At 71.2% G+C, this 25,044-nt stretch carries 16 protein-coding genes; 5 read left to right on the plus strand and 11 right to left on the minus strand.

Going from position 1 to position 25,044, the window contains the following annotated elements; all coding sequences use genetic code 11:
- The first annotated feature begins 175 nt into the window (after positions 1 to 175).
- A complete protein-coding gene (locus CFB39_RS32850) occupies positions 176 to 403 on the plus strand; it encodes a hypothetical protein (RefSeq protein ID WP_089429619.1) in 228 nt (75 codons plus the stop codon).
- Here the strand turns inward: CFB39_RS32850 and treY are convergent.
- The 9 genes from treY to CFB39_RS32895 form a co-directional block, all read right to left on the minus strand.
- Positions 390 to 3,164, minus strand: coding sequence for a malto-oligosyltrehalose synthase (gene treY, locus CFB39_RS32855; RefSeq protein ID WP_089476074.1), 2,775 nt, complete (start codon positions 3,162 to 3,164; stop codon positions 390 to 392). The genes CFB39_RS32850 and treY overlap by 14 nt on opposite strands.
- On the minus strand, positions 3,161 to 5,389 hold the full coding sequence (gene malQ, locus CFB39_RS32860) for a 4-alpha-glucanotransferase (protein WP_089476075.1): 2,229 nt from the start codon (positions 5,387 to 5,389) through the stop codon (positions 3,161 to 3,163). Before malQ ends, treY begins: the two co-directional genes overlap by 4 nt.
- Positions 5,386 to 7,257, minus strand: a complete 1,872-nt coding sequence (gene treZ / locus CFB39_RS32865) for a malto-oligosyltrehalose trehalohydrolase (RefSeq protein ID WP_089476076.1) — start codon at positions 7,255 to 7,257, stop codon at positions 5,386 to 5,388. Before treZ ends, malQ begins: the two co-directional genes overlap by 4 nt.
- Positions 7,254 to 9,380 (minus strand): glycogen debranching protein GlgX, encoded by a 2,127-nt coding sequence (glgX, locus tag CFB39_RS32870; RefSeq protein ID WP_089476077.1) that lies wholly within the window; start codon positions 9,378 to 9,380, stop codon positions 7,254 to 7,256. Before glgX ends, treZ begins: the two co-directional genes overlap by 4 nt.
- A gap of 32 nt (positions 9,381 to 9,412) precedes the next feature.
- Positions 9,413 to 11,620: a 1,4-alpha-glucan branching protein GlgB gene (gene glgB / locus CFB39_RS32875; protein WP_089476078.1), complete on the minus strand. Its 2,208-nt coding sequence runs from the start codon at positions 11,618 to 11,620 to the stop codon at positions 9,413 to 9,415.
- The gene (gene treS, locus CFB39_RS32880) at positions 11,617 to 15,030 is read right to left on the minus strand and encodes a maltose alpha-D-glucosyltransferase (RefSeq protein WP_089476079.1); all 3,414 of its coding nucleotides are present in this window, start codon (positions 15,028 to 15,030) and stop codon (positions 11,617 to 11,619) included. Before treS ends, glgB begins: the two co-directional genes overlap by 4 nt.
- Positions 15,030 to 18,422: a maltotransferase domain-containing protein gene (locus CFB39_RS32885; protein WP_089476080.1), complete on the minus strand. Its 3,393-nt coding sequence runs from the start codon at positions 18,420 to 18,422 to the stop codon at positions 15,030 to 15,032. The genes treS and CFB39_RS32885 overlap by 1 nt, the downstream gene beginning before the upstream one ends.
- Before the next feature lie 147 nt (positions 18,423 to 18,569).
- Complete coding sequence (locus tag CFB39_RS32890) at positions 18,570 to 19,058, minus strand: phage protein NinX family protein (protein ID WP_089476081.1); 489 nt, start codon at positions 19,056 to 19,058, stop codon at positions 18,570 to 18,572.
- Positions 19,059 to 19,136: 78 nt separating this feature from the next.
- Positions 19,137 to 19,421 carry a hypothetical protein gene (locus tag CFB39_RS32895; protein ID WP_373452760.1) on the minus strand — a complete coding sequence of 95 codons (285 nt, stop codon included), beginning with the start codon at positions 19,419 to 19,421 and terminating at the stop codon, positions 19,137 to 19,139.
- Positions 19,422 to 19,764: 343 nt separating this feature from the next.
- Between CFB39_RS32895 and CFB39_RS32900 the strand changes: the two genes are divergently transcribed.
- Entirely contained in the window at positions 19,765 to 20,007 is a 243-nt protein-coding gene (locus tag CFB39_RS32900; RefSeq protein WP_089476083.1) for a DUF6566 family protein, read from the plus strand.
- A gap of 109 nt (positions 20,008 to 20,116) precedes the next feature.
- On the opposite strand, the gene CFB39_RS32905 is transcribed toward CFB39_RS32900, so the two are convergent.
- Positions 20,117 to 20,791 (minus strand): HAD family hydrolase, encoded by a 675-nt coding sequence (locus CFB39_RS32905; protein ID WP_089476084.1) that lies wholly within the window; start codon positions 20,789 to 20,791, stop codon positions 20,117 to 20,119.
- A gap of 214 nt (positions 20,792 to 21,005) precedes the next feature.
- Here CFB39_RS32905 and CFB39_RS32910 point away from each other — a divergent pair, with 214 nt between their 5' ends.
- Positions 21,006 to 22,190, plus strand: coding sequence for a sugar transporter (locus tag CFB39_RS32910; RefSeq protein ID WP_089476085.1), 1,185 nt, complete (start codon positions 21,006 to 21,008; stop codon positions 22,188 to 22,190).
- Positions 22,191 to 22,250: 60 nt separating this feature from the next.
- Here CFB39_RS32910 and CFB39_RS32915 read toward each other — a convergent pair whose 3' ends face one another.
- Positions 22,251 to 23,027 carry an SDR family NAD(P)-dependent oxidoreductase gene (locus CFB39_RS32915; RefSeq protein WP_089476086.1) on the minus strand — a complete coding sequence of 259 codons (777 nt, stop codon included), beginning with the start codon at positions 23,025 to 23,027 and terminating at the stop codon, positions 22,251 to 22,253.
- Between the two features lie 184 nt (positions 23,028 to 23,211).
- Between CFB39_RS32915 and CFB39_RS32920 the strand changes: the two genes are divergently transcribed.
- The gene (locus tag CFB39_RS32920) at positions 23,212 to 24,114 is read left to right on the plus strand and encodes a LysR family transcriptional regulator (protein ID WP_089476087.1); all 903 of its coding nucleotides are present in this window, start codon (positions 23,212 to 23,214) and stop codon (positions 24,112 to 24,114) included.
- A 250-nt stretch (positions 24,115 to 24,364) separates the two neighbouring features.
- Positions 24,365 to 24,802: a hypothetical protein gene (locus CFB39_RS32925; RefSeq protein ID WP_144030348.1), complete on the plus strand. Its 438-nt coding sequence runs from the start codon at positions 24,365 to 24,367 to the stop codon at positions 24,800 to 24,802.
- Positions 24,803 to 25,044: the final 242 nt, after the last annotated feature.

The raw sequence follows: 25,044 nt of genomic DNA on the forward strand, positions 1-25,044 counted from the left end.
TCCCGCATTACACACCGTTGAAAACTTTGCACCGCGCACGGGCCGCCGTGTGGTGCCACATCGCGCTGCGCGCAGGCGGCCCGGATAACGAGGGCGCCACGCAACCCGGCATGGTCCCTGCATGCATTGCTGCTCGCCGGCGCGCATCTCGCGCAGCCGCCAACGGGGAACGAGCATGCTGACCGCCCATGAATTCGCCACGCTGCTCCTGGTGCATCGCGCACCGGAGCAGATCCAGATCGACCGCGAGGATGTCCTTGCGCTGGTTGAACAGCACCTGATCGTCATGCAGCACGACGACGCGTCCGGCGAGCGCCGGCCCGCGTTGACGGCCGACGGGTTGTCGGTCGTGCAGTGCGTGCAGCGCAACGACGCGCGAGAGCCCGACGTCACCGACGCGTGACGGGCGGATGCGCGGCGACGAGCACCGCGACAGGCAAGGACGCCAGGCAGCGGTCGAGCGGCAAAATGCCTCCCGCCACGTCGACCGCATCCCGCGCCTCCAGCCCGTCCATCCACGGCCCGTCGATATCGCGCGGCAGCACGACCGCCGTATCGCCCCATTGCGCGGGCTCCACGCGCGGCAATTCCGGCGCTTCGCCGAGCAGTCGGCTCGCGAGCCGCGTCGCGACCACCACCACGGTGGCCTCGTCGCTGCACCGTGCGAACGCCACCGCATGACGTCCGAGCGGGCCGCGTACGCGCAGCGGCACGTAGGCGCCATCCGCGAACGTCGCCGGCCATCGCGCGCGCAGCGCCAGCATGCGCTCGACCAGCGCCCGCTTCACGCGCGCATCGGGCCACGCCGCCAGATACGACGCGACCGGCCCGTCGACCCGCTCGGCCGCGAGCGCCGCGAACGGCACGTCGCGGCGGTTGTCCGGATCGACGAGCGAGTGATCCCATGACTCAGATCCTTGATACAGGTCGGGCACGCCGGGCGATGCCATCCGCAGCACGGCCTGCGTCAGGCTGTTGACGACGCCGGCCGGCGCGATCCGCGCGACGAACGCATGGAGCCGATGGGCGAAGTCGCCGGCGCCACGCGGCTTCAGGATCGCGCGGACGAACGCTTCGCAATCGCGCTCGTAGCGAATATCGGGCGCGAGCCAGTCGGTGTGACGCTTCGCCTCGCGCAGCGCTTTCGTCTGCCACTGCACGACGCGTTCGGTGAGCGCCGCGAGCCCCGCCGCATCGTCGGGCGCGAGTTCGGGCGGCCAGCAGCCGACGAGCGTCTGGTACAGCATCGCCTCGGCGGCCGGCCCCGGCGCCCACGCGAGGTCGCGATGCGCGCTGCCGCGATGCGGCCGGTTGAGCGCGGACCAGTCGAGCGACACCGCGCGCCACGCATCGGGCATTTCGCTGAGCACGGCGAGCCGCGCACGCGCGTCCTCGCCGCGCTTGTGGTCGTGCGTGGCGGTGGCGACGAGCCCGTGCGGCACGGTGCGCGCGCGGCGCCGGTTGCGCGCATGGAACGCGCCGCGCGACAGGCTGAAGTCGCCCGCGTCGGCGCCGACTTCATTGCGCGACAAGAGCCGGCCGTAACGATAGTGAGCCGTATCCTCGACGCCCTTCGCGGCCAGCGGCGCGGTGAGCTGCGCGAACGCGACGCGCGCCGCGTGCAGCGCGGCGGCATCCGCGCGCGGCACGCGTACGACCGGCAATCCGAGCCAGGTGGCGACGTGATCGAGTGCGAACCGGTCGGCAGGATCGACGGCCGCGACCGCCCGTTCGTACGCTTGCGCGAGCACGCGACGGTCGGCGTCGGCAGGTTCTTCGTCCTGCACCGGATACATCCGGTACACGGGCAACTGCACCGCGAGTTCCCCCAGTACGCGTCGAATCGCGATCCGGCTCACGTCGCGCGTCGCGGGTGCCGCACGCGCCACGCGGTGCAGCGCCCGCGCGGCGCGCGCATGCTCGACGGCGAGCTGGCGCATCAGCACGCGCCGCTTGCCGTCGAGCGCTTCCTGCGCGAACGTGCGCGACGAACCCGACACGTGGGCCCAGTGCGCGGCGAGCGGCGCGGCGCCGGCCGGATCGTGCAGCAGCGCGCCGACATCGTTCATGAAGTCGTAGCCGGTCGTGCCGTCGACGGCCCAGTCGGCGCGCAGCGTTTCGCCGGGCGCGAGGATCTTCTCGACGACGATGTACGGCCGCGCGTCGCGTTGCGCGGCCAGCCGCTGATGCAGCCGCCGGCCATACGCGCGCGGATCGGCGAGGCCGTCGACGTGATCGACGCGCAGGCCGTCGATGTAGCCGGCCGCATGAAGCCGCAGCGGCAGCGCATGGACGGCATCGAACACCGCATCGTCGTCGACGCGGATGGCCGCGAGCGTCGCGATGTCGAAGAAGCGCCGCCAGTTCAGCTCGTCGGCGGCCGTGCGCCACCACGCGAGCCGGTAGTGCTGGCGTTCGAGCACCTGGTGCAGGCAGGCGCGCGAGCGCGCGCGGCGCGGATCGGCGCCGCGCAGCACCGCGTCGAGCGCGTGCGGGCCGTGCGTGGCCGCGTGATCGCGCAGCGCCGCATGCGCGGCGGCCAGTCGCGTGCTGTCGCGCGGCGGCGCGGCGTCGAAGCGTTCGGCGAGCGCGTTCAGGTCCGCACGGTTCGCGATGCGCAGGAGCTCCGCGTAGGTGGCGGCGGCCACCGGCAGCCGTCGCCCGGGGCACGACACGAAGAAGCGCCCGGTGGCCGGATCGGCGTCGAGCGTGATGTCGCCGGCCGCGAGCGCTTCACCATACGGCGTGCCGAGGCAGGGCAGCAGCACCTTGCCGTCGAGCGCCGCGTCGGGCGGATGCCAGTCGATGTCGAAGTAGTGCGCGTACGGGCTCGCGGGGCCCCATTCGAGCACGTCGTTCCACCAGCCGTTCGACGAACCGCCGACGCCCATGTGGTTCGGCACGATGTCGACGATCACGCCCAGCCCGTGCGCGCGCAGCGCATCGACGAGCCGGACGAAACCGGCTTCGCCGCCGAGCTCGGGGTTGAGCGTGCCGTAATCGACGGTGTCATAGCCGTGCCGCGAACCGGGTTCGGCCGTCGCGACCGGCGACAGGTACAGGTGGCTCACACCGAGCCGCGCGAAATAGCCGGCGTGCGCGGCCGCGTCGTCGAACGTGAAGCCCGCATGCAGCTGCAGTCGCAGCGTCGCGCGTGGCGTCATGGGCCGGGCTCCCGCGAACCGCGTGCGCGCACCACGGCCGCGATGCGGTCGCGCACGTCGGCGTCGAACAGCGTGTCGATCGCGCGCGGCAGGCGCTGCCGCCAGTTCGGGTGCCCGCAGGGCGGCCCCGGCAGGTTCGGCTGCGTGTCCAGCGCCAGCAGGTCCTCGAGCGGCAGGATCGCGAGCGGCGACGGGCTGCGCGCGACGTACGCGAGTATCTCGGCGACCGGCGGCGAATCAGCCGGCGGGGCGGGGGTGCCGGCCGGCGCGCAGCCTGCTTCCTGCAACGCTCGCCACAGCGCCGCGCGTTCGGTGGCGCGTGCAGCATGCGCGGCGACGACGTCGGGATCGACGGCGGGTGGCGGGGTGGCGGGGCCGGCTTCCGGGGGCGGCGTGGTGTCCGCGGTGTCGGGCGGGGCGGCTGCGCCGGGCACGGTCGTGTGCCGATCATCCGCGCTCGCTTCATCCGGCGGTGGGGGCGGCGCTGCGTCGCGCGCCTCCGCGTCGTCGGACTGCTGCGCCGCCTCGGCCGCGATCCGCCGCCAGGCCAGATCGACCCCGCGCCACCAGCCGGCCACGGTCGGCAGATCGTGCGTCGACGGCATCGCGATCGCGTCGCGATCCCATGCGGACGGCGGCCGGAAGGTGCCGCCGGCGTCGCGCTCGAACCACAGCACGCGCATCCCGGCGATGCCCTGCGCGCCGAGCCGTTCGCGGAAGCCGGCCGGCACCGTGCCGAGATCCTCGCCGATCGCGAGCGCGCGATGACGGGCCGCCTCGAGCGCGACGAGCCGCACGAGATCGTCGACCGGATAGCGCAGGTACGCGCCGTCGCGCGGCGAGCCGCCGTCCGGCACGATCCACATCCGCGCGAAGCCGAGCACGTGATCGATGCGGATGCCGCCCGCATGCGCGAACGCCGCACGCAACAGTTCGACGAACGGCACGAAGCCTTGCGCACGCAGCGCGGCGGGCGTCCAGGTCGTCACGCCCCACGCCTGGCCGGCCGCATTGAACAGGTCGGGCGGCGCCCCGAGCGACACGCCGCGCAGCAACGTCGCGCCGTGCGCCCACGCGTCGCTGCCGGCGCGATCGGAGCCGACCGCGAGATCGGCGACCAGCCCGGTGGCCATGCCCGCGCCGCGTGCCGCATGCTGCGCGTCGCCGAGCGCGCGCGACGCGCACCATTGCAGGTACGTGTGGAACGCGACCGTGTCGGCATGGGCGTGCGCGAACGCATCGACTTCAGCCGAGCCCGGTTCGCGCCACGGCGCCGGCCATTTCCGCCAGTCGACGCCCGCCCCGTGCTCGAAGCAGAACGCCTGCAACGCGTCGAAGCGCGCATGCGCATCGAGCGCCGCCCCGCCCGCGGCGCGAAACCGCTGGAATGCGTCACGCGACGGGTCGTCGCCGGCGCGCCACGCGTCGAAGCACGCCCGCAGTCGCCGCAGTTTCAGCGGCAGCACGTGCGGCCAGTCGATCAGCGGCGCGTCGGCCGCGGCACCGGTTACGTGCTGCGCGGCCGCGGCGCCCGGCACCGCGTCGCAGTCCAGATACGCGACGTTGTGCCAGCGCCGCGACGACGGCGAATACGGGCTGTCGTGCGCGGGCAGCGCCGGAAAGCCGGCGTGCGTCGGGCTGATCGCCACCGCTTGCGCGCCGTGCCGCGCCGCATGCGCGGCCAGCCGCGCGAGCGCGGTGTAGTCGCCCGCGCCGTCGTCGCCGGCGCGGCGCAGGCTGTAGAGCTGCGCCGCGATGCCCCAGCGGCCGCCCGCATCCGCCGCGCGCGGGTCGACCGGTTGCGGGCGCGGCGGCGCGATCGTGAGCCCGATGCGCTGGTCGCCGACGTCGAGTGCGTGATAGCCGGGGATCGCGAGCGGCGGCAGCGTGCCGTGTTCGCCTTCTCCGCCGACGCGCCCGTCGACATGCCCGCCCGCTTCGAGCGTGATCCGGAAGCGCGCGCCCGGCGGCGCGATCCCGGCCGGCAGGGGCGGCGGCACGCCGGCGTCGCCGGTGACGATGCGCGGGGGCGCCGCGTTCGCGTCGGCGAGCGCGGCGGCGCTTTCCACTCGCTGGGTCGCCGTGCTGCACGGCCAGCCGAGCGCGTCGACGAGCGCGACGAGGGCGTCATCGTCCACCCGCCGCGCGATGCCGCCCGCGTCGGTCCAGTCGGTTTCCAGGCCGGCCGCGCGCGCGAGTTCGGTGATCGACACGTCGGAAGTCATGATCGTCCCTGCCCATTCAGGCGGTGCTGCCGCGCATCGTGGTTGACCTCGCCGTCGCGCCACGCGATGCACGCGCGGGGCGGCAGCCGCAGGTCGCGCAGCCGGTCGCGTGCACGTGGCGGCGTCTCGAACACGATCTTGCCGACCGGCAGCGCGGGCAGCACCGCATCGTGCGCGCCGAGGTTCAACGCGATCGTCAGCGTGCTGCCGTCGCCGAGGCGCCAGCGCGCGGCCAGCGCCTGCGGGTCGCCATCGCCCGCGAGCAGGTCGACGCCGAGCGCGCGGGCGCCGGGCAGGTTCGGCGTCACGAGCGCCGCACGCACGGTCAGGGCGCTGCGGTAGAAGCGCCGCCATGCATCGGTGTCGGGCGTGGTTTCGTCGCTGCTGCCGTGCAGCGTCGAACGCACGAACGTCGCGATGTCGTTCGGATCGGGAATCGCGTCGCGATGCGCGGCATCCGTGAACGCCGGAAAGGCCGCGAATTCACGGCGCCGGCCCTCGCGCACCGCGTCGGCAAGCGCGCCGCGATAGTCGGTGAAGAACTGGAACGGCTGCGTGCTGCCGTCTTCCTCGCCCATGAACAGCAGCGGGATCGACGGCGCAAGCAGCAGCAGCGCGGTCGCCGCGCGCACCGCGTCTTCGTTCGCGAGCGTGCGCAGCCGTTCGCCGAACGCGCGGTTGCCGACCTGGTCGTGGTTTTGCAGGAACGCGACGAACGCGGTCGGCGGCAGGTGCGCGCTCGGCTCGCCGCGCGGGGCGCCGTCGTGCAGCGGCGACGGCTCGCCCTGGTACGCGAAGCCTTCGCCGAGCGTGCGCGCGAGATGGCGCAGCGGCGCGTCGGCGTACGCGCGGTAGTAGCCGTCGCGCTCGCCGGTCAGCAGCACGTGCGCGCTGTTGTGGAAATCGTCGTTCCATTGCGCGTCGAAACCGCCGGGCCCGAGCAGGCTCGCCGCGTTGCGCTCGTTCTCGAGCACGAGGTGCACATGGCGCGTGTCGCCCGCGTACGCGCGCACGCGGCGCGCGAGTTCGCGCAGCCACGTGTCGTCGTCGATCGCGTGCGCGGCATCGATGCGCAGCCCGTCGAAACGGAATTCGTGGAGCCAGTACAGCGCGTTCTCGATGAAGAACGCGCTCGTCTGCTCCCGCGAAAAGTCGATCGCCGGCCCCCACGCGGTCTGACGGTCCGCGCGGAAGAACGCGGGCGCGTAGCGCGGCAGCAGGTTGCCTTGCGGGCCGAAGTGGTTGTAGACGACGTCGAGAAACACCTGCAGCCCGAGCCCGTGCGCGGCATCGATCAGCGCCTTCAGTTCCTCGGGCCGTCCGTACGACGGATCGGGCGCGAACGGCAGCACGCCGTCGTAACCCCAGTTGCGCGCGCCGGGAAACGTGTTGACGGGCATCAGCTCGATCGCGGTCACGCCGAGCGCGGCGATCTCCGGCAGCCGCCGCTCGACGCTCGCGTGGCCGCCGCATGCGCCGATGTGCAGCTCGTACAGCACCGTCTCGTGCCACGGGCGGCCGTGCCACGTGTCGTGGCGCCAGCGGTACGCAGCCGGATCGACGACCTGGCTCGGGCCGTCCACGCCGCCGGGTTGAAAGCGCGACGCGGGATCGGGCACCGCGAGATCGCCGTCGAGCCGGTAGCGATACAGCGTCCCGGGGCCGCACGGCACGATGGCCTCGAACCAGCCGTCGCCTAGCGCGGTCATCGGGACGGCGGGCCGGTTTTCGCCTTCGATTTCGACGGCGGCCGTGCGGCTCGCGGGGGCCCACAGCCGGAAGCGCGTGCGGTCGGGCTCGACGCAGGTCGCGCCGAACGACGTGTCGAACGCATGCGAACCCGAGGGACGGGCGGGGCGTGATCTCATGTCGGGTCTCCCGGAGACAGGTCGGGCGGCACGGCGGCCACCGCGATCGCGGCCGCGTGCGCGGCGACGTCGAGGCCGTCGGCCGGCCACGAGCGCGGGCCGGCGTCGGGCGTGGCCGTGTCGACCAGCACGCGATAGTCGAGCGCCGGCGCGGGCGGCGCGAACACGACCGTCTCGGACGACGCGTTCAGCATCACGAGCAGCGCCTCGGTGCGCCCGGTGCGGCCCGTGCCGACGCGCCGCATCGTCAGCGCGCGCCGCTCGCGGTCCTGCCACGCGGGCACGGTCATCGGGTCGCCGTGCTCGTCGAACCAGCCGATCTCCGCCATGCCCGGCGCCGCTTCGCGGTCACCCGACGGATAGCGCGGCGTGGACATCACCGGGTACATGCGCCGCAGCGCGGCAAGCCGTGACACGAAGCGCATCAGCGTCACCGCTTCGTCGCCGCGCGCCTGATCCCAGTCGAGCCACGACAGCTCGTTGTCCTGGCAGTACGCGTTGTTGTTGCCGTGCTGCGTGCGGCCGAACTCGTCGCCGGCCACCAGCATCGGCGTGCCGAGCGCGGTAAACAGCGTCGCGAGCATCGAGCGCGCGACCCGCGCACGTACCGCGCGGATCGCCGGGTCGTCGGTCGGCCCCTCGACGCCCCAGTTCGCGGTGCAGTTGTCGTCGCGGCCGTCGCGGTTGTCCTCACCGTTCGCGTCGTTGTGTTTCGTCGAATACGACACGAGATCGGCGAGCGTGAAGCCGTCGTGCGCGGTGACGAAGTTGACCGACGCCCACGTATGGCGCCGCTGGTGGTTGAACAGGTCGGCCGACCCCGCGAGCCGCGCGGCGAGCTCCGGCCGCTGGCCCGGGTCGCCGCGCCAGAAGCGCCGCACCGTGTCGCGGAAGCGGTCGTTCCATTCGGCGAATCCGGGCGGGTGGCGGCCCAACTGGTAGCCGCCGGGGCCGAGATCCCACGGCTCGGTGATCAGCTTGCGCTGCGCGAGCACCGGGTCCTGCCGCAGCGCGTCGAAGAACCCCGCGCCCGGATCGAAGCCGTGTTCCTCGCGGCCGAGCGTCACGCCGAGGTCGAAACGGAAGCCGTCGATGTTGAACGCGGTGGCCCAGTAGCGCAGCGAATCCATCACCATCTGCACGACGCGCGGATGCGACAGGTTCAGCGTGTTGCCGCAGCCGGTCTCGTCGACATGAAAGCGGCGGTCGTCCGGCCTCAGCCGGTAGTAGCTCGCGTTGTCGAGGCCGCGCCACGACAGTGTCGGGCCGAGCTCGTTGCCCTCGCACGTATGGTTGTAGACGACGTCGAGCACGACCTCGATGCCGGCCGCATGCAGCTGGCGGATCGCGATGCGCATCTCGTCGAGCCGGCGCGTCGCGAGATACGCGGGCTCCGGCGCGAAGAACGCGGCCGTGTCGTAGCCCCAGTAGTTGCGCAGCCCGCGGTTCACGAGCGCGCGCTGCTGCAGGAACGCGTGGACGGGCAGCAGCTCGACCGTCGTCACGCCGATCGACAGCAGGTGATCGATGAACGCCGGATGCGCGAACGCCGCGAACGTGCCGCGTTCGGGCGGGCGCAACCCGGCACGCCGCATCGACGCGCCGCGCACGTGGGTCTCGTAGATCACCGTGTTGCGCCACGACACGCGCGGGCGCCGGTCGGTGCTCCAGTCGAACGCCTCGTCGACCACCACGCACTTCGGCATCGCGGGCGCCGAGTCGCGCCGGTCCATCGACAGGTCCGCGCGGTTCGAATGCAGGCGATAGCCGAACAGCGCGTCCGACCAGCGGAACTGGCCGACCAGCTTGCGCGCGTACGGGTCGAGCAGCAGCTTGGTCGGGTTGAAGCGATGGCCGTGCTGCGGCTGGTACGGGCCGTCCGCGCGAAATCCGTACACGGTGCCCGGATGCGCGTTGGGCAGGTAGCCGTGCCAGATCTCGTCGGTGCATTCGGGCAGGTCGAGGCGCGCCAGCTCCTTGCGGCCGGTCGGATCGAACACGCACAGCTGGATGCGGTGCGCGTGCGCGGAAAACACCGCGAAGTTGGTCCCGAGGCCGTCCCAGGTCGCGCCGAGCGGATAGCTGCGGCCGGATTCGAGACGGGCGGGCAGGGCGGTCGGCATGGGGCGGATCTCCGTGTCCAGGGTGCGGGAAATCAGGCAGGGCGCAGCCATAGCGTCGCGAGCGGCGGCAGGCGCAGGGTGGCCGACCACGCCTCGCCGTGCGCGGGCACGGCTTCGGCCCACACGGCGCCGTCGTTGCCGGCGTTGGTGCCGCCGTACGGCGCGGCATCGGTGTTCATCAGTTCGCGCCACTGTCCGGGCGCGGGCAGGCCGACGCGATAGCTCGTGCGCGGCACCGGCGTGAAGTTGCAGACGGCGACCACCAGGTGCCCGGCGTCGTCGCGGCGCGCGAACGCGAACACGCTGTTGTCGCGGTCGTCGCCGATCAGCCAGGAGAAGCCGGCCGCGTGGCAGTCGAGCGCGTGCAGCGCCGGCTCGGCCGCATACGTGCGGTTCAGGTCGCGCACGAGCCGCTGCACGCCGCGATGCGCGGGCGCATCGAGCAGGTCCCAGTGCGGCGTCGCGTCGTGCGCGAACTCGGCCCATTGCGCGAATTCGCTGCCCATGAACAGCAGCTTCTTGCCGGGGTGCGCCCACATGAAGCCGAAGTACGCGCGCAGCGTCGCGAGCCGCTGCCACGCGTCGCCGGGCATCTTCGCGACGAGCGAGCCCTTGCCGTGCACGACCTCGTCGTGCGACAGCGGCAGCACGAAGCGCTCGGAGAACGCGTACACGAGCCCGAACGTCATCCGGTCGTGGTGATAGCGGCGATGCACCGGGTCCTCGCGCAGATACGCGAGCGTGTCGTGCATCCAGCCCATGTTCCACTTGAAGTCGAAGCCGAGCCCGCCGTCGCCGGTCGGCGCGGTGACGCCCGGCCACGCGGTCGATTCCTCCGCGACGGTGACGACGCCGGCCGGCGCGGCCGCCCCGTGCAGCGTGTCGTTCAGCATGCGCAGGAACGCGACCGATTCGAGGTTCTCGCGGCCGCCATGCACGTTCGGTACCCATTCGCCTTCCGCGCGCGAATAGTCGCGGTACAGCATCGACGCGACCGCGTCGACGCGGATGCCGTCGACGTGATACCGGCGCGCCCACGCGAGCGCCGACGCGGCGAGGAACGCGCCGACTTCCGTGCGCCCGACGTTGAACACGCAGGTGTGCCAGTCGGGATGCAGCCCTTCGCGCGGATCGGCGTGCTCGTACAGCGCGGTGCCGTCGAACTGCGCGAGGCCGTGCGGATCGTCGGGGAAGTGCGCGGGCACCCAGTCGACGAGCACGCCGACGCCGGCCGCATGCGCGCGGTCGACGAAGCGCGCGAAGCCGTCGACCGGCCCGAAGCGCGCGGACGGCGCGAACTGCGCGAGCGGCTGGTAGCCCCACGAGCCGCCGAACGGGTATTCGGCGATCGGCATGAACTCGACGTGCGTGAAGCCCATGCCCTGCACGTACGGAATCAGCCGCTCGGCGAGTTCGTCCCAGGTCGCGCTGCGGTTCATTTCCTCGGGCACGCGTTGCCACGATTCCGCATGCACCTCGTAGATCGACCACGGCACGCGGTAGCGGTCGGTGTGCGGCCGCGCGTGCATCCAGCCGTCGTCGTGCCACGCGAACGCGTCGAGCGCCGCGACGTCGGCGACGACCGACGCCGTGCGCGGCGGCGCCTCGGTCGCGCGCGCACAGGGATCGGCCTTGTGCGGCAGCACGCGCCCGTCGGCCGCGCGCACCTCGTACTTGTAGCACTCGCCTGCGCCGATGCCCGGCACGAACAGCTCCCACACGCCCGACGGCCGCCGCAGCCGCATCGGATGGCGGCGGCCGTCCCAGCCGTTGAAATCGCCGACCACCGACACGCGCTGCGCGTTCGGCGCCCAGACCGCGAAGCGCACGCCGTCGGTGTCGTCGATGCGCGTGGGCGCCGCGCCGAGGCAGTCGAGCACCGCGGCCGGGTCGCCGGCGGAGAAGCGGGCGAGCACGGCGTCGTCGAGCAGCGTGCCGAACGCATACGCGTCGTCGATCACCTGCCGCGCGTCGGGCCAGTCGATCGCGAGCAGATAGTGGGGCGCGCCGCCGTCGCGCGGGATCGTCCCCGCGAAGCAGCCGGCGCGATCGACGCACGCGAGCGTGCCGAGTTCGGCGCCTTCCGGCGACAGCGCATGCACGCTTTTCGCGCCGGGCAGCAGGGCGCGAACGACGACCTCGCCGGCCTGCCCGTGCGGGCCGAGGCACGCGAACGGATCGGGATGACGGCCGGCGAGCAGCGCATCGATGTCGGATCGTTCGAACAGCGTTCCGGTCATTGCGTCCCTCCTTCGGCGGATGCACCGCCGTCACCGAGCAGCCGTTCGACCAGCGCGGCGAGCCCGCCGACCGGCACGCTCAGCCAGTCGGGCCGGTTCGCGGCTTCGTAGCACAGCTCGTACGACGCCTTGTCGATCAGGAACAGCGCGAGCAGGCGATCGGCGTAGCGCGGGTCGACGAAACGCGCGGGGGCCTGCTCGGTGGCCGTGCGATAGCAGTCGACGAAGCGGTCGGCGGCGGCCTGCCCGAAGCGGTCGAACAGCGCGCGCTTGCGGCCGGCCGCCTGCGGCGGCGCCTTCTCGATCGCGAACTGCGCGGTCGCGCTCACGTACGACAGCGACCGCAGCAGCCCGGCCACGTCGCGCAGCGGATGCGATTTCGCGCGACGGTGTTCGAGCGGGCGTGCCGGCTCGCCTTCGAAGTCGATCAGCAGCGCGTCGCCCTGCACGTCGAGCACCTGGCCCAGATGAAAATCGCCGTGGATCCGCATGCACTGCGCATCGAGCGTGCGCGGCACGAGCTCGCCGAGCGCGCGGACGGCCGCGTCGCGCGACGCGAGCAGCGTGTCGGCCGCCGCGCGCATGGCCGGGTCGAGCGCATCGAGCCGCGTATGCAGCACGTCGAGCGCGTGCTGGAACGACGCGATCGCGTCCGCGCACCAGCCGTCGACGTGTTCGGGCGTTGCATGCTCCGGCGCGAACGCGGGATCGTCGGACGGCTGCGCGAGCGCGACGTGCAGCTGGCCGAGCCGCGTGCCGATGATCCCCGCGAACGCCGCATAACCGAGCAGCGCGTCGGGTTCCTCGTTGGCGTCGTCGGTGTGCTCTTCGTCGGCGGCCGGCAGCGCGAGCTCGTCCACCGCGCGCCGCAGGAAGTCGAACGAGCGCGTCCACGCGTCGCCCTGGTTGTCGACGTAGCGCTGCAGGATCGCGACCGTGTGCGGCGTGCCGTCCGGATCGACGTGCACGACTTCGCCCGCGAGCGTCGCGGTGTTCGGGTAGCCGATCCGCGTCAGGTACCGGCTCATTTCCGCTTCCGGATGTATGCCGTGCGCGACCTTGCGCACCAGCTTCAGCACGATCGCGTCGCCGATCACGAGCGAGCTGTTGCTCTGCTCGGCCGCGAGCCAGCGCACTTCGGCGTCGTCGCCGGGATCGAGGGCGGCGAGCGCGTCTTCCGGCAGGAACGCGAGCCGGCCGCCGTCGGTGGTCGGCACCGTCGCGCTGTCGCGCAGCTTGCGCAGCATCCCGTGCGCGAACGCCGGCAGCGCGAATGCGTCGGTCAGGTAGCCGACCGAATGGCCGCGCCGCACGCGCGCCAGCGCCAGCTGCGTGAACAGCGGCTGCGAGGTCTCGCCGCCCCACGCGGCCGCGAGCGGCACGACGTAGCGTTCGACGTCGCCCGTCGCACCGGATTCGACCCAGGCCTCCGCGTACTGGAACGGTTCGCCGGGCACCGGCGTGACGACGTTCAGCCGGGCCGTGCCGATCGCGCGGTCCTTCGACGCGAACCAGCGCCGCCGCGCGAGCCACGAGGGCAGCGCATCGTGCGCGAGCACGTGCAGCTGTTCGACGTTCGGCCGCGTATCGCCGCGCCGCATCACGAGCGTCACGTATTCGGGCAGCGGCTCCGCGTGCGGCTGCCGCCACGACGGCTCGCGGCCGTGCTCGGCGAGCACGAACCACAGGAACCCGTACGGCGGAAAGGTCAGCAGGTACGTGAGCTGCCCGATCGGCGGAAACGGCGAATCGGACGTCATCTCGATCGGCACGCGGCCCGCGAATTCGGACAGGTCGAGCTCGACGGCCTGCGATGCCCGCGACAGGTTCGCGACGCACAGCACCGGATCGTGGCCGTCCAGCTCGCGCAGGTACGCGAGCACCTTGCGGTTCTCCGGGCGCAGGAAGCGGATCGTGCCGCGCCCGAACGCCTGCGACGCGCGGCGCGTCGACAGGATGCGGCGCGTCCAGTTCAGCAGCGAATGCGGGTCGCGCGTCTGCGCCTCGACGTTGACCGCGTCATAGCCGTACAGCGCGCCCATCACCGGCGGCAGCACGAGCTGTTCGGGGTCGGCGCGCGAGAAGCCGCCGTTGCGGTCCGACGACCACTGCATCGGCGTGCGCACGCCGTCGCGGTCGCCGAGGTGGATGTTGTCGCCCATCCCGAGCTCGTCGCCGTAGTAGATCACCGGCGTGCCGGGCATCGACAGCAGCAGCGAGTTGATCAGCTCGATGCGGCGCCGGTCGCGTTCCATCAGCGGCGCGAGCCGGCGCCGGATGCCGAGGTTCAGCCGCGCGCGCCGGTCGCTCGCATAGGTCTGCCACAGCAGGTCGCGCTCGGAGTCGGTGACCATCTCGAGCGTCAGCTCGTCGTGGTTGCGCAGGAACACGGCCCACTGGTTGCTCGGCGCGAGCTCCGGCGTCTGCCGCATGATGTCGACGATCGGGAAGCGGTCCTCGCTCGCGATCGACATGTAGATGCGCGGCATCAGCGGGAAATGGAACGCCATGTGGCATTCGTCCTCGTTGCCGAAATATTCCTGCACGTCTTCCGGCCACTGGTTCGCCTCGGCGAGCAGCATCCGGTTCGGATACTCGGCGTCGATCGTCGCGCGGATCCGCTTCAGGATCGCGTGCGTCTCGGGCAGGTTCTCGTTGCTGGTGCCTTCCCGCGCGACGAGATACGGCACCGCGTCGAGCCGCAGCCCGTCGATGCCGAGGTCGAGCCAGAAGCGCATCACCTGCATCACCTCGCGCACGACGGCCGGGTTGTCGAAGTTCAGGTCCGGCTGGTGCGAATAGAAGCGGTGCCAGTAGTACTGGCCGGCGATCGGGTCGTGCGCCCAGTTCGACGTTTCCGTATCGAGGAAGATGATCCGCGTGCCCGCGTATTTCGTGTCGGTGTCCGACCACACGTAGTAGTCGCGATGCGTCGAGCCGGGCTTCGCGCGGCGCGCGCGCTGGAACCACGGATGCTGGTCCGACGTGTGGTTGATCACCAGCTCGGTGATCACGCGAATGCCGCGTGCATGCGCTTCGCGGATGAAGCGCCGCACGTCGGCCAGCGTGCCGTAGTCGGGATGCACGTCGCGATAGTCGGCGATGTCGTAGCCGTCGTCGCGGCGCGGCGACGGGTAGAACGGCAGCAGCCAGATCGTGTCGACGCCGAGTTCGGCGATGTAGTCGAGCTTCGCGATCAGGCCGGGGAAATCGCCGATGCCGTCGTTGTTCGAGTCGTAGAACGACTTCACGTGCACCTGGTAGATGATCGCGTCCTTGTACCACAGCGGATCGTCCGCGCAGAGCGCCGGCGCGCGGCGGCGTGCGCGGCGCCGGCGCGGGGTGCCGGCCGGCGCCAGCGACGGGAATTGCGCGCGGCGTACGTCGTCGAGGGAATCTTCGCGTTTCATCATCCGTGGGCTCCCGAGGAGGGCCGGGCGTCGCCCGGTTCGCGCGCCGCCGCCCGCGCGGCGCCTGGAGACGGCGTGAGCCGCCAGATCGCATACGGGCGCACATGCGGATCGAGCGAGACGTACTGGCGATGCCCGCGCCAGGTTTCCGCATGCGTGGCGTCCTGTTCGAGCGCGTCGAGCGGTTCGCCGTCGACGAGCCCCAGCCCACGCCACAGCGACGCATCGAGCGTGAAGTTCGCGACCTGCGGATGCCACGGATCGGTGCTGATCGCGACGACGACCACGCTGTCGTATGCCGGCGTCGCCTTCACGAACACGAGCACCGCGTCGTTGTCCGCGTCGGCGAACGTGAGGCCGAGATGCGTCTGCAGCGCCGGGTGCGCGCGCCGCGCGCGGTTCAGCCGCGCGACCTCGGCGCCGATATGCGCGGCCTTGCTCCAGTCGCGCGCCCGCAGCTCGTACTTCTCCGCGTCCGCGTATTCCTCGCTGTCGGGCAGCGGCGCCGATTCACCGAGTTCGAAGCCCGAGTACAGGCCCCACGAGCCGGCCAGCGTCGCCGCGAGCGCCGCGCGGATCACGAACTGGGTGCGCGGCGCGTTCTGCAGGTGGCGCGGGTTGATGTCGGGCGTGTTGACGAAGAAGTTCGGCCGGAAGAACTCGCGCGCCGGGCCGGTCGTCAGCTCGGTCAGGTAGTCGATGAATTCGCGCTTCGACTCGCGCCACGTGAAGTACGTGTACGACTGCGAGAAGCCGACTTTCGCGAGCCGATACATCATGGCCGGCCGCGTGAACGCTTCCGACAGGAACACCACGTCCGGATGCCGGCCGCGCACGTCGTCGATCATCCACGCCCAGAACGGCAGCGGCTTCGTGTGCGGATTGTCGACGCGGAAGATCCGCACGCCCGCGTCGACCCAGAACAGCACGGCGTCGCGCAGCGCGAGCCACAGGTCGGGCAGTGCGTCCGGCGCGTAGAAATCGGGGTTCACGATGTCCTGGTAGCGCTTCGGCGGATTTTCCGCGAAGCGCAGCGAGCCGTCGGGCCGCCACGCGAACCAGCCCGGATGCGCGGCGAGCCACGGATGGTCGGGCGAGCACTGGATCGCGAAATCGAGCGCGATCTCGAGCCCGTGGCCCCGGGCGGCATCGACCAGCGCGCGGAACGATTCGAGCGTGCCGAGCTGCGGATGCACGGCCGTGTGGCCGCCGTCCGGCGAGCCGATCGCGTAAGGGCTGCCGACGTCGTCGGGGCCGGCCTTCAGGCTGTTGTTGCGGCCCTTGCGCGCGGTCGTGCCGATCGGGTGGATCGGCGGGAAATACAGCACGTCGAAACCCATGTCGCGGATGCGCGGCAGATGCGCGATCACGTCGTCGAACGTGCCGTGCCGGTGCGGATCGTCGCTCGCCGAGCGCGGAAACATCTCGTACCAGCTGGAGAAGCGCGCCGCGCGGCGCTCGACGTCGACCGGGAAGGTCGTCGTGTCGTGCGTGACGAACGGGCGGTAGCGCAGCGCCGCGAACGCGTCGGCGAGCGGCGCCGCGCCGAGCTGCGCGAGCCGCGCGTCGGCCGGCGCATCCTTGAATTCGGCGACGAGCCGTTTCATCTGCGTGAGCGCGCGCGCGTCGCGCGGATCGGCGAGCTTGAGTGCGGTCGCGAGCAGCAGCTGCGCTTCGCGCAGTTCGAGCGTCACGTCCTGGCCGGCCGCGTGTTTCTTCGCGACATCGTGGACGAGCGAGCCCCAGTCGTCGCGCCAGGCAATCACGCAAAATTCATGGCGGCCGAGCCGGTCGAGCACGACGCGGGCGTGCCAGCCGTCGTTCGGTTCGGCTTCGAACGGGATTTCGCGCCAGTCGTCGTCGCCGGCGGCGCGCCACTGCAGCGCGGCCGCGAGATGCGCGTGCCCGTCGGTGAAGATCGATGCGTGGACGACGAGCGTCTCGCCGATCACGCGCTTGACCGCGAAGCGGCCGCCGTCGACCGACGGCTCGACGCGCTCGATCGCGATCCGGTCGGCCGCGAGCGCCGCGGACAGCGCGCCGCGCTCGTGTGCGGCGTCGTGGCGGGTCGTGACGGGCGGCGCCCGCCACGCATGCAGCAGCGCGTACGCGCCCGGGTCGAGCGTGAACGGTTCGAGCGCGGCCGGCGGGTGGGTTTGCGTGCCGCCGTGCGTGGCGACATGCGTGAATCCGCCCGGCACGCCGGGCAGGATCGTCGCGGGGTCGACCGTCACCGCTGCGTCGAGCTCGGGATTCAACGCGATCAGCAGCGCCGCGTCGTCGTGTTCGAGCGACGGCCCGGTGCCGCGCAGCAACGCGGTCGCCGGTGCGCCGGGTGCGCTCAACTGCGCGATTTCGCCGCGCGCGGCCGCGACGGGCGTGGCGCGGCGCCACGCGTTCGCGTCGGCGATCGTGCCCGACAGGTCGAAGCGCGCGCGCTCGAACGCGGCGCGGTAGCGCGCCGCATCGGCGTCGCGCGCCATCAGCGGCACCGTGACGCCGCGCTCGAAGCCCATCGGCACGAGCCAGCCGGTGCCGACGGCGGCAGCGGTCCACAATGCGCGGCGATAGGCGCGCACGACGAGGTCATCCGACGCGCCGGGCCAGTCGTCGGCGAGGCGCGGGCCGTCGAACGCGTCGGGAAACGCGATCGGCGCGCCGATGCGCCGCAGCAGCCGGTGTTCGTCGACGAACCACGGCGCGCGCAGATCCCACCAGCGCACCGATGAAAACACCGCGTCGAACCCGCTGCCTTCGAGCTGCGCCAGCGCGTCGCGTGCATGGCCGGGCACGCCGGCGAGCACCGCGACATCCGGGCGCGTACGGCGCAGCGCCGCGCGCCAGCCGGGCCACCAGTCGGCCGGCAGATGATGCGGCGCGTCGATCAGGAAGCCGGCCGCGCCCGCATCGGCGAACGCGGCGAGGTGCTGGCACCACCACGCGGACAGCGCATCGCGCGCGGCTTCATCGCCGAGGTTCGCGTGGGCGACATCCAGCGCGTGCGCGGTGCCGCGCGGATCGATCAGCGCGTCGTCGTGCGTGCGCTCGACGTACCAGTCCGGATGCTCGGCGCGCAGCGGGTTCTCGCGCGCGACCCGATCCGGCACGACTTCGAGCAGCAGGCGCAGCCCGTGGCCGTGTGCGAGCTGGGCGAGCCGCGAGAAGGTTTCGAGCGCGCTCGCGCGGGTCGCGAACGCTTGGGACGGCCGCCGGAAATCGGCCACGTGGCGCGGAAAGCCGGCGACGCTCGCGGCCCAGAACGCGCCGACGAGCACATGATCGAAGCCCATGCCGGCGACATGCGCGAACGTCTGCGGCCATGCGTCGAGCGGTCCGACGAGGCGGGCGTCGCAGAAGTAGAGGTGCGGAGAAAAGGGCGGCGTGGAGTCCATGGCGCGGGCGTACGGGCGGCAGTCAATGACGCCGGTTCGCCGCAACACGCGTGCCTGCCGGGTGGTGTCCCGTGGGGCAAGGGCGGGTCGGAAACCCGCGGCGGCGGGGACTGTCGTTTTTACATGACCGCTGGGTACTGCATGCACTTACATGCGCGGTACCGAGCGGATATCCGTGCTGTCGCCCGTGGCGCGATCGTCATCGGCTTCGGGAAGCGGCACGCCGGGGTCGCAGCGCACCACCGCACCGTGTTCGATCCGGTGCGGGAACGGCGGCGGTGCATCGATTTCGTCGCCGAAGCGTGCGCGCACGAACGCCCGGAGCAGGGCCACGCGCACATCGCGTCCGTGCGCGCCGCAGGTGGACGGCCCGTCGACGAAGATCGCGTCGCATTCGACGTCGTCACCGTGCCGTGCGATTCGAAGATCGTCGACACGGTCGAGCACCGCGCCCGCGTCGGACCACGACGCCGACGGCACGAAACACGTGTCGAGCCGCCTGAGCGCGTCGCACGCGGCCGTCACGACCAGGTGCGGTGCGACGGCGGTGAAACGCAGCGTGTCTTCGTCGTCGGCGCACAGCGCGCGTGCACACCAGTAGTCGAGATCGTTTCCGTCGAGTGCGTCGGTTCGCATGGGCCGGCTCCGTCCGATCAAAACGGGCTCACCGCGCAAGCGACGTGCCCGCTGCGGGGCGTCGCACGTCTGGCACGATCACCATGCATCGACGTCCCGGTTGCCGTCGATCCGCTGCAGCAGCACGTCGCAACGCTCGCGCAGCGCGTTCAGTTCCGGTGAATCGGCGTCGAGCCGCACCCGTTCGCCGCTGTCGGGATCGCGGTTCGCGATCGCGATGTCGTAGATCCCTTGCGCGATCGTCGCGGACGCGTCCGCGATCTTGACCCGCGCAAGCCATCCGCATTCGGCGTGATGGCACGCGAGCCACATCCGCTGCACGTCGACGAGCTGACCGGTCGTGAGCCATGCACCGGACCGCATGCGCGCAGCCAGCTGGCTCGTCACGAGATAGGAGAGCAGATCGGTCGTTTGAGTCACAACGAGGCTCCTTGGCGAAGGGTCGGGACGGTCGATCCGCGAGCCGGGTCGCGGGAGCGGAGCCGGGGAAGGCGTCGGTGCGCGGATCGTCGTCCGGTTGCAGGGGAACCGCTTCGCGGGCTCGCGGTGCGTGCCCGTGGCGGTCCGGTGCGCGAGCGGCGCGCAAACCGCGTGCCTGCGGGCGGGTACCGGGCACGACCCGTGCGCGCCGGGCCGACGGGGCGCGCGGCGGGCATGCGGCGCGTATTTTTTGCATCGCCATCGCAGATAGGCACAGGAGGCCACCGTGCAAAATCAACAGGATGCTCAGATTCGGGACCCGTATCGCGGGCACGAGATCCGCGTGTGGGCGCGCCGCAACGACAGCGGCGCGTGGCGTGACGAGGTGCAGGTGTATGTGGGCGGCGAGCGCATCGAGCTGGTCGTGCCGGCGGCCGATGGCCCCGACTGGATGACCGAAAACGAAGCGCTGCTCGCGGGTGTCGAGCGGGGGCGCTATCTGATCGACAAGCGCATTGACGACGATTGAGCCGCGCGGCGGCCGCCTGCCGGTTCCGCGCAGGCGTGGCCGGTGGTCGTTCACGGCCTGACGAAACCGACGGCGCGCCGGCGCGGGCGCCGTCGGCGAAGCAGGCGTTTCAGGGCCGCGCGGCAATCTCGTCGAGATGCCACAGCAGATCGGCCGGATCGTCGTACACGCGCAGCGCGCCCGCGCGTTCGAGTTCGTCGCTGCCGTACCCACCCGACAGCAGCCCGACGCCGAGCGAGCGGCCGCGGGCGGCGGCGAGCATGTCCCAGATGCTGTCGCCGACCACGACCGTGTGTTCGATCGGCACGTTCAGTTGCGCGGCGGCCGTCAGGAACAGGTCGGGGTCGGGCTTCGCGTACTTGACCTGGTCGCGCGTCACCACCACGTTCTTCGCCGGGTCGACGCCGAGCGCTTCCAGATTGATGGCGGCGGTTTCCATCCGTCCGCTGGTCGCGATCGCCCAGCGAATGCCCGCCGCCGACAGCGCGGCCAGCAGCTCACGCGCACCCGGCAGCGGCCGGACCTGCGCGCGCAGCCGCTGGTACGCGGCCGCATGGAGGCGCGCCAGCCGCTCGACGCGCTCGGCGTCGAGGTCGCCCGACGTCTCGCGCAGCAGCTGATTCAGGAACAGGCCGCCGCTCATGCCGATCTTGCGGTGGATGCGCCACACCGACAATTCGATGCCTTCCGCATCGAGGGCTTCCTTCCACGCGAGTACGTGCTGGTAGACGCTGTCGACGAGCGTGCCGTCGAGATCGAACAGAAAAGACGTTTCAATGCGCATGTGTACCTCCTGGCTCGAAAGGGGGCGAGCGAACGGGTCGTGAGAAGCGTATCGGCACATTATCGGCGCACGGCCGTGTCATGACCATGTCCCGCGGCTCACCGACGCCCCCCCGCGCCGCGCCGTGTCATGGGCCGCTGGTACAATCGCGGCGATCGCCGGGCCGGGTTCTCCGCGCCGCGCGCCCCCAACCCTCGTCTCGCCGATTCCAGGTATGGCTACACCGGACGCCGTCAGTTCCAAGCACTCGTGGTGGGGTGTCCTGACCCTGGCACTCACCGCCTTCATCTTCAATACCACCGAATTCGTGCCCGTCGCGCTGCTCAGCGCGATCGGCGACAGCCTGCACATGCAGCCGACCGACGTCGGCCTGATGCTGACGATCTACGCATGGGCCGTGGCCGTCGTGTCGCTGCCGCTGACGCTCGCCACGCGCCATGTCGAGCGTCGCAAGCTGCTCACGTGGGCGTTGCTGGGGTTCATCGCGAGCCACGTGGTGACCGGCGTCGCGTGGAATTTCGCGGTGCTGATGGTTGGCCGGCTGGGCATCGCATGCGCGCATGCGGTGTTCTGGTCGATTTCCGTGCCGCTGGCCGTGCGGCTCGCGCCGAGCGACCGGAAAAGCCGCGCGCTCAGCCTGCTGGCGATGGGCACGGCGATCGCGATGGTGGCCGGCATTCCGCTCGGGCGCGTGGTCGGCGAGACGTTCGGCTGGCGCGTCACGTTCCTGATCATCGCCGGCGCGGCGGGCGTCGCGTTGCTGCTGCTGCGCGCGACGTTGCCGGTCTTGCCGAGCGAGGGCGCCGGGTCGCTCAGCAGCATCGGCGTGTTCCTGCGCAAGCCCGCGCTGGTGGCGCTGTACGCGATCACCGTGCTCGTCGTGTCCGCGCACTTCACGTCGTACACGTACATCGAGCCTTTCGTCCAAAGCGTGAACCACGCGAGCAGCAGCCGGATCACCTATGTGCTGATCCTGTTCGGCGTCGCCGGCATACCGGCCGCGATCTGCTTCAACCGCCTCTATCCGCACCGGCCGGACGACTTCCTGCTCGGGTCGATCGTCGCGCTGGCGGGCTGCCTGCTGATCCTGTTCCCGTGCGCGCTGAACATCGTCACGCTGTCCGTGCATACGCTGGTCTGGGGCGGGGCGATCGTCTGCTTCGGGCTGGCGATGCAGGCATGGGTGCTGAAGCTGGCGCCGGAGGGAACCGACCTCGCGGTGTCGATCTTCTCCGGGCTGTACAACGTCGGGATCGGCGCGGGCGCGCTGATCGGCAACCATATCGCCAGCGACTTCGGGCTGCCGTGGGTCGGCACGTTCGGCGGCGTGGTCGGCGCGGTGGCGGTCGGGATCGCGTGGCTGGCGCTGCGGCTGCACGCGAGGCAGGCGGTGGCGTAGCCGACGCCGGGTGGCGGCATGCGGCGCACGCCGCCACGGCCCGGCCTCGCGCGTTGCCCGTCATGCCACCGAGTAACCGCCGTCCGCCACGAGCGCATGCCCCGACACATAGCTGGAATCGTCCGACGCGAGGAACGCGACGATCGTCGCCATCTCCTCGGCGGAGCCCCAGCGTCCTGCCGGTGTCGATGCGGCGAATGCCTGTTGCGCTTCTTCCGACGGCCAGATGCCGCGATGATGGAACGGCGTTTCGATCAGCCCCGGGCACAGTGCGTTCACGCGCACGCCGCGTTTGAACCATTCGATCGACGCGGTCTTCGTCATCCCGATCACCGCGTGCTTGCTCGCGATATACACCGACGCATTCTCGAAGCCGATCAGCCCGCCCATCGATGCGTTGTTGATGATGCTGCCCGAACCCTGCCGCAGCATGATTTCAGCGGCGTACTTCATCGAGTTGAACACGCCGCGCACGTTCGGTTCGAACACCTTGTCGAACCGCTCGGCATCCTGCTCGAGCAGCGGCGCGAACACGCCTTCCGTGCCGGCGTTGTTGAGCGCGATGTCGAGGCGTCCGTAGGTTTCTACTGCGAAATTGAACAGCTTGCGCAGATCGTCTTCGTTCGCGACATCCGCGACGAAGGCCTTCGCTTCGCCGCCGGCGGTCACGATTTCATCGACCAGTCGATCGAGCTCGGCCTTGCGCCGCGCGGAGACGACGACCTTGGCGCCGCGCCGCGCGAGTTCGATCGCGGACGCGCGGCCAATGCCGGAGCTGGCGCCCGTGACCACGGCGATGCGGCCGTCGAGTTGGGTCGGTTTCGTGGTTGCGTTCATGATGAGATTCTCCAGAGTGAGGGATGAAAGCGGCGCATGGGGCTGAGTTGAATCGGTTGCGATCCACGCTTGAAGGGCATTGTGGTCGCTCGCCGGTCGTAAAAAAATGGAACAATGGCGCATTCAGAATTCCCGTTTCGGGAATGAAAAGCGCTGCCGCATGCGCGTGCCACGAGGGTTCTCCATGCTCAACCGACTCGACATCCTGAAGATCTTTTCCGCGGCCGCCGCGGCACCCACGTTCCGCGAGGCGGCGGCGCGCCTGGGCGTGTCGCCGCAGGTCGTGACGCGCGCGGTGCGCGAACTGGAGGAGATGCTCGGCGAAACGCTGTTTCACCGGACGACGCGGAGCATCCGGATCACCGCGTTCGGGCAGTCGTTCGCCCGTGATGCGCAGACGGCGCTGGCGGCCGTCGACGGGCTGTTCGGGCCCGCGACGGGCCAGGCCGACGAGCCGGTGGGCGTCGTGCGGATCACGGCGCCGTCGGGCATGGGGCGTCGTTACGTGCAGCCGATCCTGAGCGATCTCATGCAGCGGTATCCGGGGCTCGTGCCCGACTTGCGGCTGTCGGACGTGCCGTCGCCGGTGGTCGACGAGCAGATCGACATCGGTGTGCGTGTCGGGGCGATCGGCGACAACCGCTTCGTCGCGCGCATGGTCGGGCCGCTGCCGATGTGGATCGTCGGCGCGTCGTCGCTGATCCGGCGGCTGGGTGAGCCCAAAAATCGCAAGGAACTCGAATCGATGCCGGTCACGTGCCTGATCGATCGCGCGAGCGGCCGCGCGTGGCCGTGGATGTTTCGGGGGGAGCACCAGTTCGTCCCGTCGTCGCCGGCGTATCTGACCGACGATACCGAGGTGGAGATCGAGGCCATCTGTGCGGGGGTGGGGCTGGGGCAGTGCTCGGAATACCTCGTCCGGCCGTACGTCGACAACGGGCGCCTCGTGCGGCTGCTGCCCGGCCTCGAACCCGAGCCGTGGAAGCTGCACGTCTATCGGCCGCGGCGCGGGCCGATGCCCCGGCGCATCCGCGTGGTGTACGACGAGCTGGTGGCGAAGCTGGCGGACGCGACGTGGCGAGGGTAGGCAGTGTGGCCGGGCTGCGGATCGCGTCGTCGTGTTGGCGCGAAGCGGTGTCAACCACCGCTCGACGACGTCGGCGCACCGGCGAAACAGTCACGTGCGAGTAACGAGCGTAGCGGGCGGCCATCCAGCCCGGCGTGGTCGCGCCATTCGCCATTCGCCGCCGTGCACGCGGCAAGCCGACATATTGCGGCATCATCATGGATGCCGATGCACCGGCACCCGGTGCTCGCTATTCGACTGGAGACTCTGCATGCCGATACCCCGGATTGAAACCCGCGACGCGATGGGCGACCCCGATGTGGTCTATCTCAACCCGGATCACGTGCTGTGGATGTCGCAGCCGACCGCTGCGCAGCGGCGGCCGGGCGGCACGGCCATTCGCGTGGACGACCGCGTGAAGGGCGGTTCGTTGCTGATGGCCGACAATCCGCCGGCCGCTCAACTGCTGCAGGATCTCGGGCCGTTCGTGACGGTGACGCTGGCGAACCCGTCGTCCGACTATCCGGACGGTTTCGTCCATGTGCGTGCGCAGGCGATCGTCAAGATCGCGACGGACGACCACGACAAGCCGCTCGCCGAGCGCACGCTCGGCTGGGTCCACGTCAAGGATGGCTCCGCGTTCAAGGTCCGGGATTACGCCGGCGTGGCCGCGCAATGGCAGGCGTCGGTGGGGGCTGCCGGCCTTTGACCGGGCCTTCGCGTTGGTGCCATGACGCAGCGGCTCGGCGCACCGCAGTGGCCCGGCCGTTGTTCCCTCGGGAAAACGGCCGTTTTGCCTCGTGCTTCCTGCGAGTCGCCCAGGTGTCGAAGGGCCGCGCGAACCATGAGCCCGCTCGGCGCCGCAGTCAATACGCGATCCGCCGTACGTCGATCCGCCGGGTAACATGGCGCATCGCGACGCACCCGTGCCCGTGCGGCCTTCGCCGCGAC

Source organism: Burkholderia sp. AU6039 (genome assembly GCF_002223365.1).
Classification (GTDB): Bacteria; Pseudomonadota; Gammaproteobacteria; order Burkholderiales; family Burkholderiaceae; genus Burkholderia.

Coding starts and splice junctions, on each gene's coding strand:
- CFB39_RS32850 (WP_089429619.1), top strand. CDS start 176: ATGCTGACCGCCCATGAATTCGCCACGCTGCTCCTGGTGCATCGCGCA.
- treY (WP_089476074.1), bottom strand. CDS start 3,164: ATGACGCCACGCGCGACGCTGCGACTGCAGCTGCATGCGGGCTTCACG.
- malQ (WP_089476075.1), bottom strand. CDS start 5,389: ATGACTTCCGACGTGTCGATCACCGAACTCGCGCGCGCGGCCGGCCTG.
- treZ (WP_089476076.1), bottom strand. CDS start 7,257: ATGAGATCACGCCCCGCCCGTCCCTCGGGTTCGCATGCGTTCGACACG.
- glgX (WP_089476077.1), bottom strand. CDS start 9,380: ATGCCGACCGCCCTGCCCGCCCGTCTCGAATCCGGCCGCAGCTATCCG.
- glgB (WP_089476078.1), bottom strand. CDS start 11,620: ATGACCGGAACGCTGTTCGAACGATCCGACATCGATGCGCTGCTCGCC.
- treS (WP_089476079.1), bottom strand. CDS start 15,030: ATGAAACGCGAAGATTCCCTCGACGACGTACGCCGCGCGCAATTCCCG.
- CFB39_RS32885 (WP_089476080.1), bottom strand. CDS start 18,422: ATGGACTCCACGCCGCCCTTTTCTCCGCACCTCTACTTCTGCGACGCC.
- CFB39_RS32890 (WP_089476081.1), bottom strand. CDS start 19,058: ATGCGAACCGACGCACTCGACGGAAACGATCTCGACTACTGGTGTGCA.
- CFB39_RS32895 (WP_373452760.1), bottom strand. CDS start 19,421: ATGCGGTCCGGTGCATGGCTCACGACCGGTCAGCTCGTCGACGTGCAG.
- CFB39_RS32905 (WP_089476084.1), bottom strand. CDS start 20,791: ATGCGCATTGAAACGTCTTTTCTGTTCGATCTCGACGGCACGCTCGTC.
- CFB39_RS32910 (WP_089476085.1), top strand. CDS start 21,006: ATGGCTACACCGGACGCCGTCAGTTCCAAGCACTCGTGGTGGGGTGTC.
- CFB39_RS32915 (WP_089476086.1), bottom strand. CDS start 23,027: ATGAACGCAACCACGAAACCGACCCAACTCGACGGCCGCATCGCCGTG.
- CFB39_RS32920 (WP_089476087.1), top strand. CDS start 23,212: ATGCTCAACCGACTCGACATCCTGAAGATCTTTTCCGCGGCCGCCGCG.
- CFB39_RS32925 (WP_144030348.1), top strand. CDS start 24,365: ATGCCGATACCCCGGATTGAAACCCGCGACGCGATGGGCGACCCCGAT.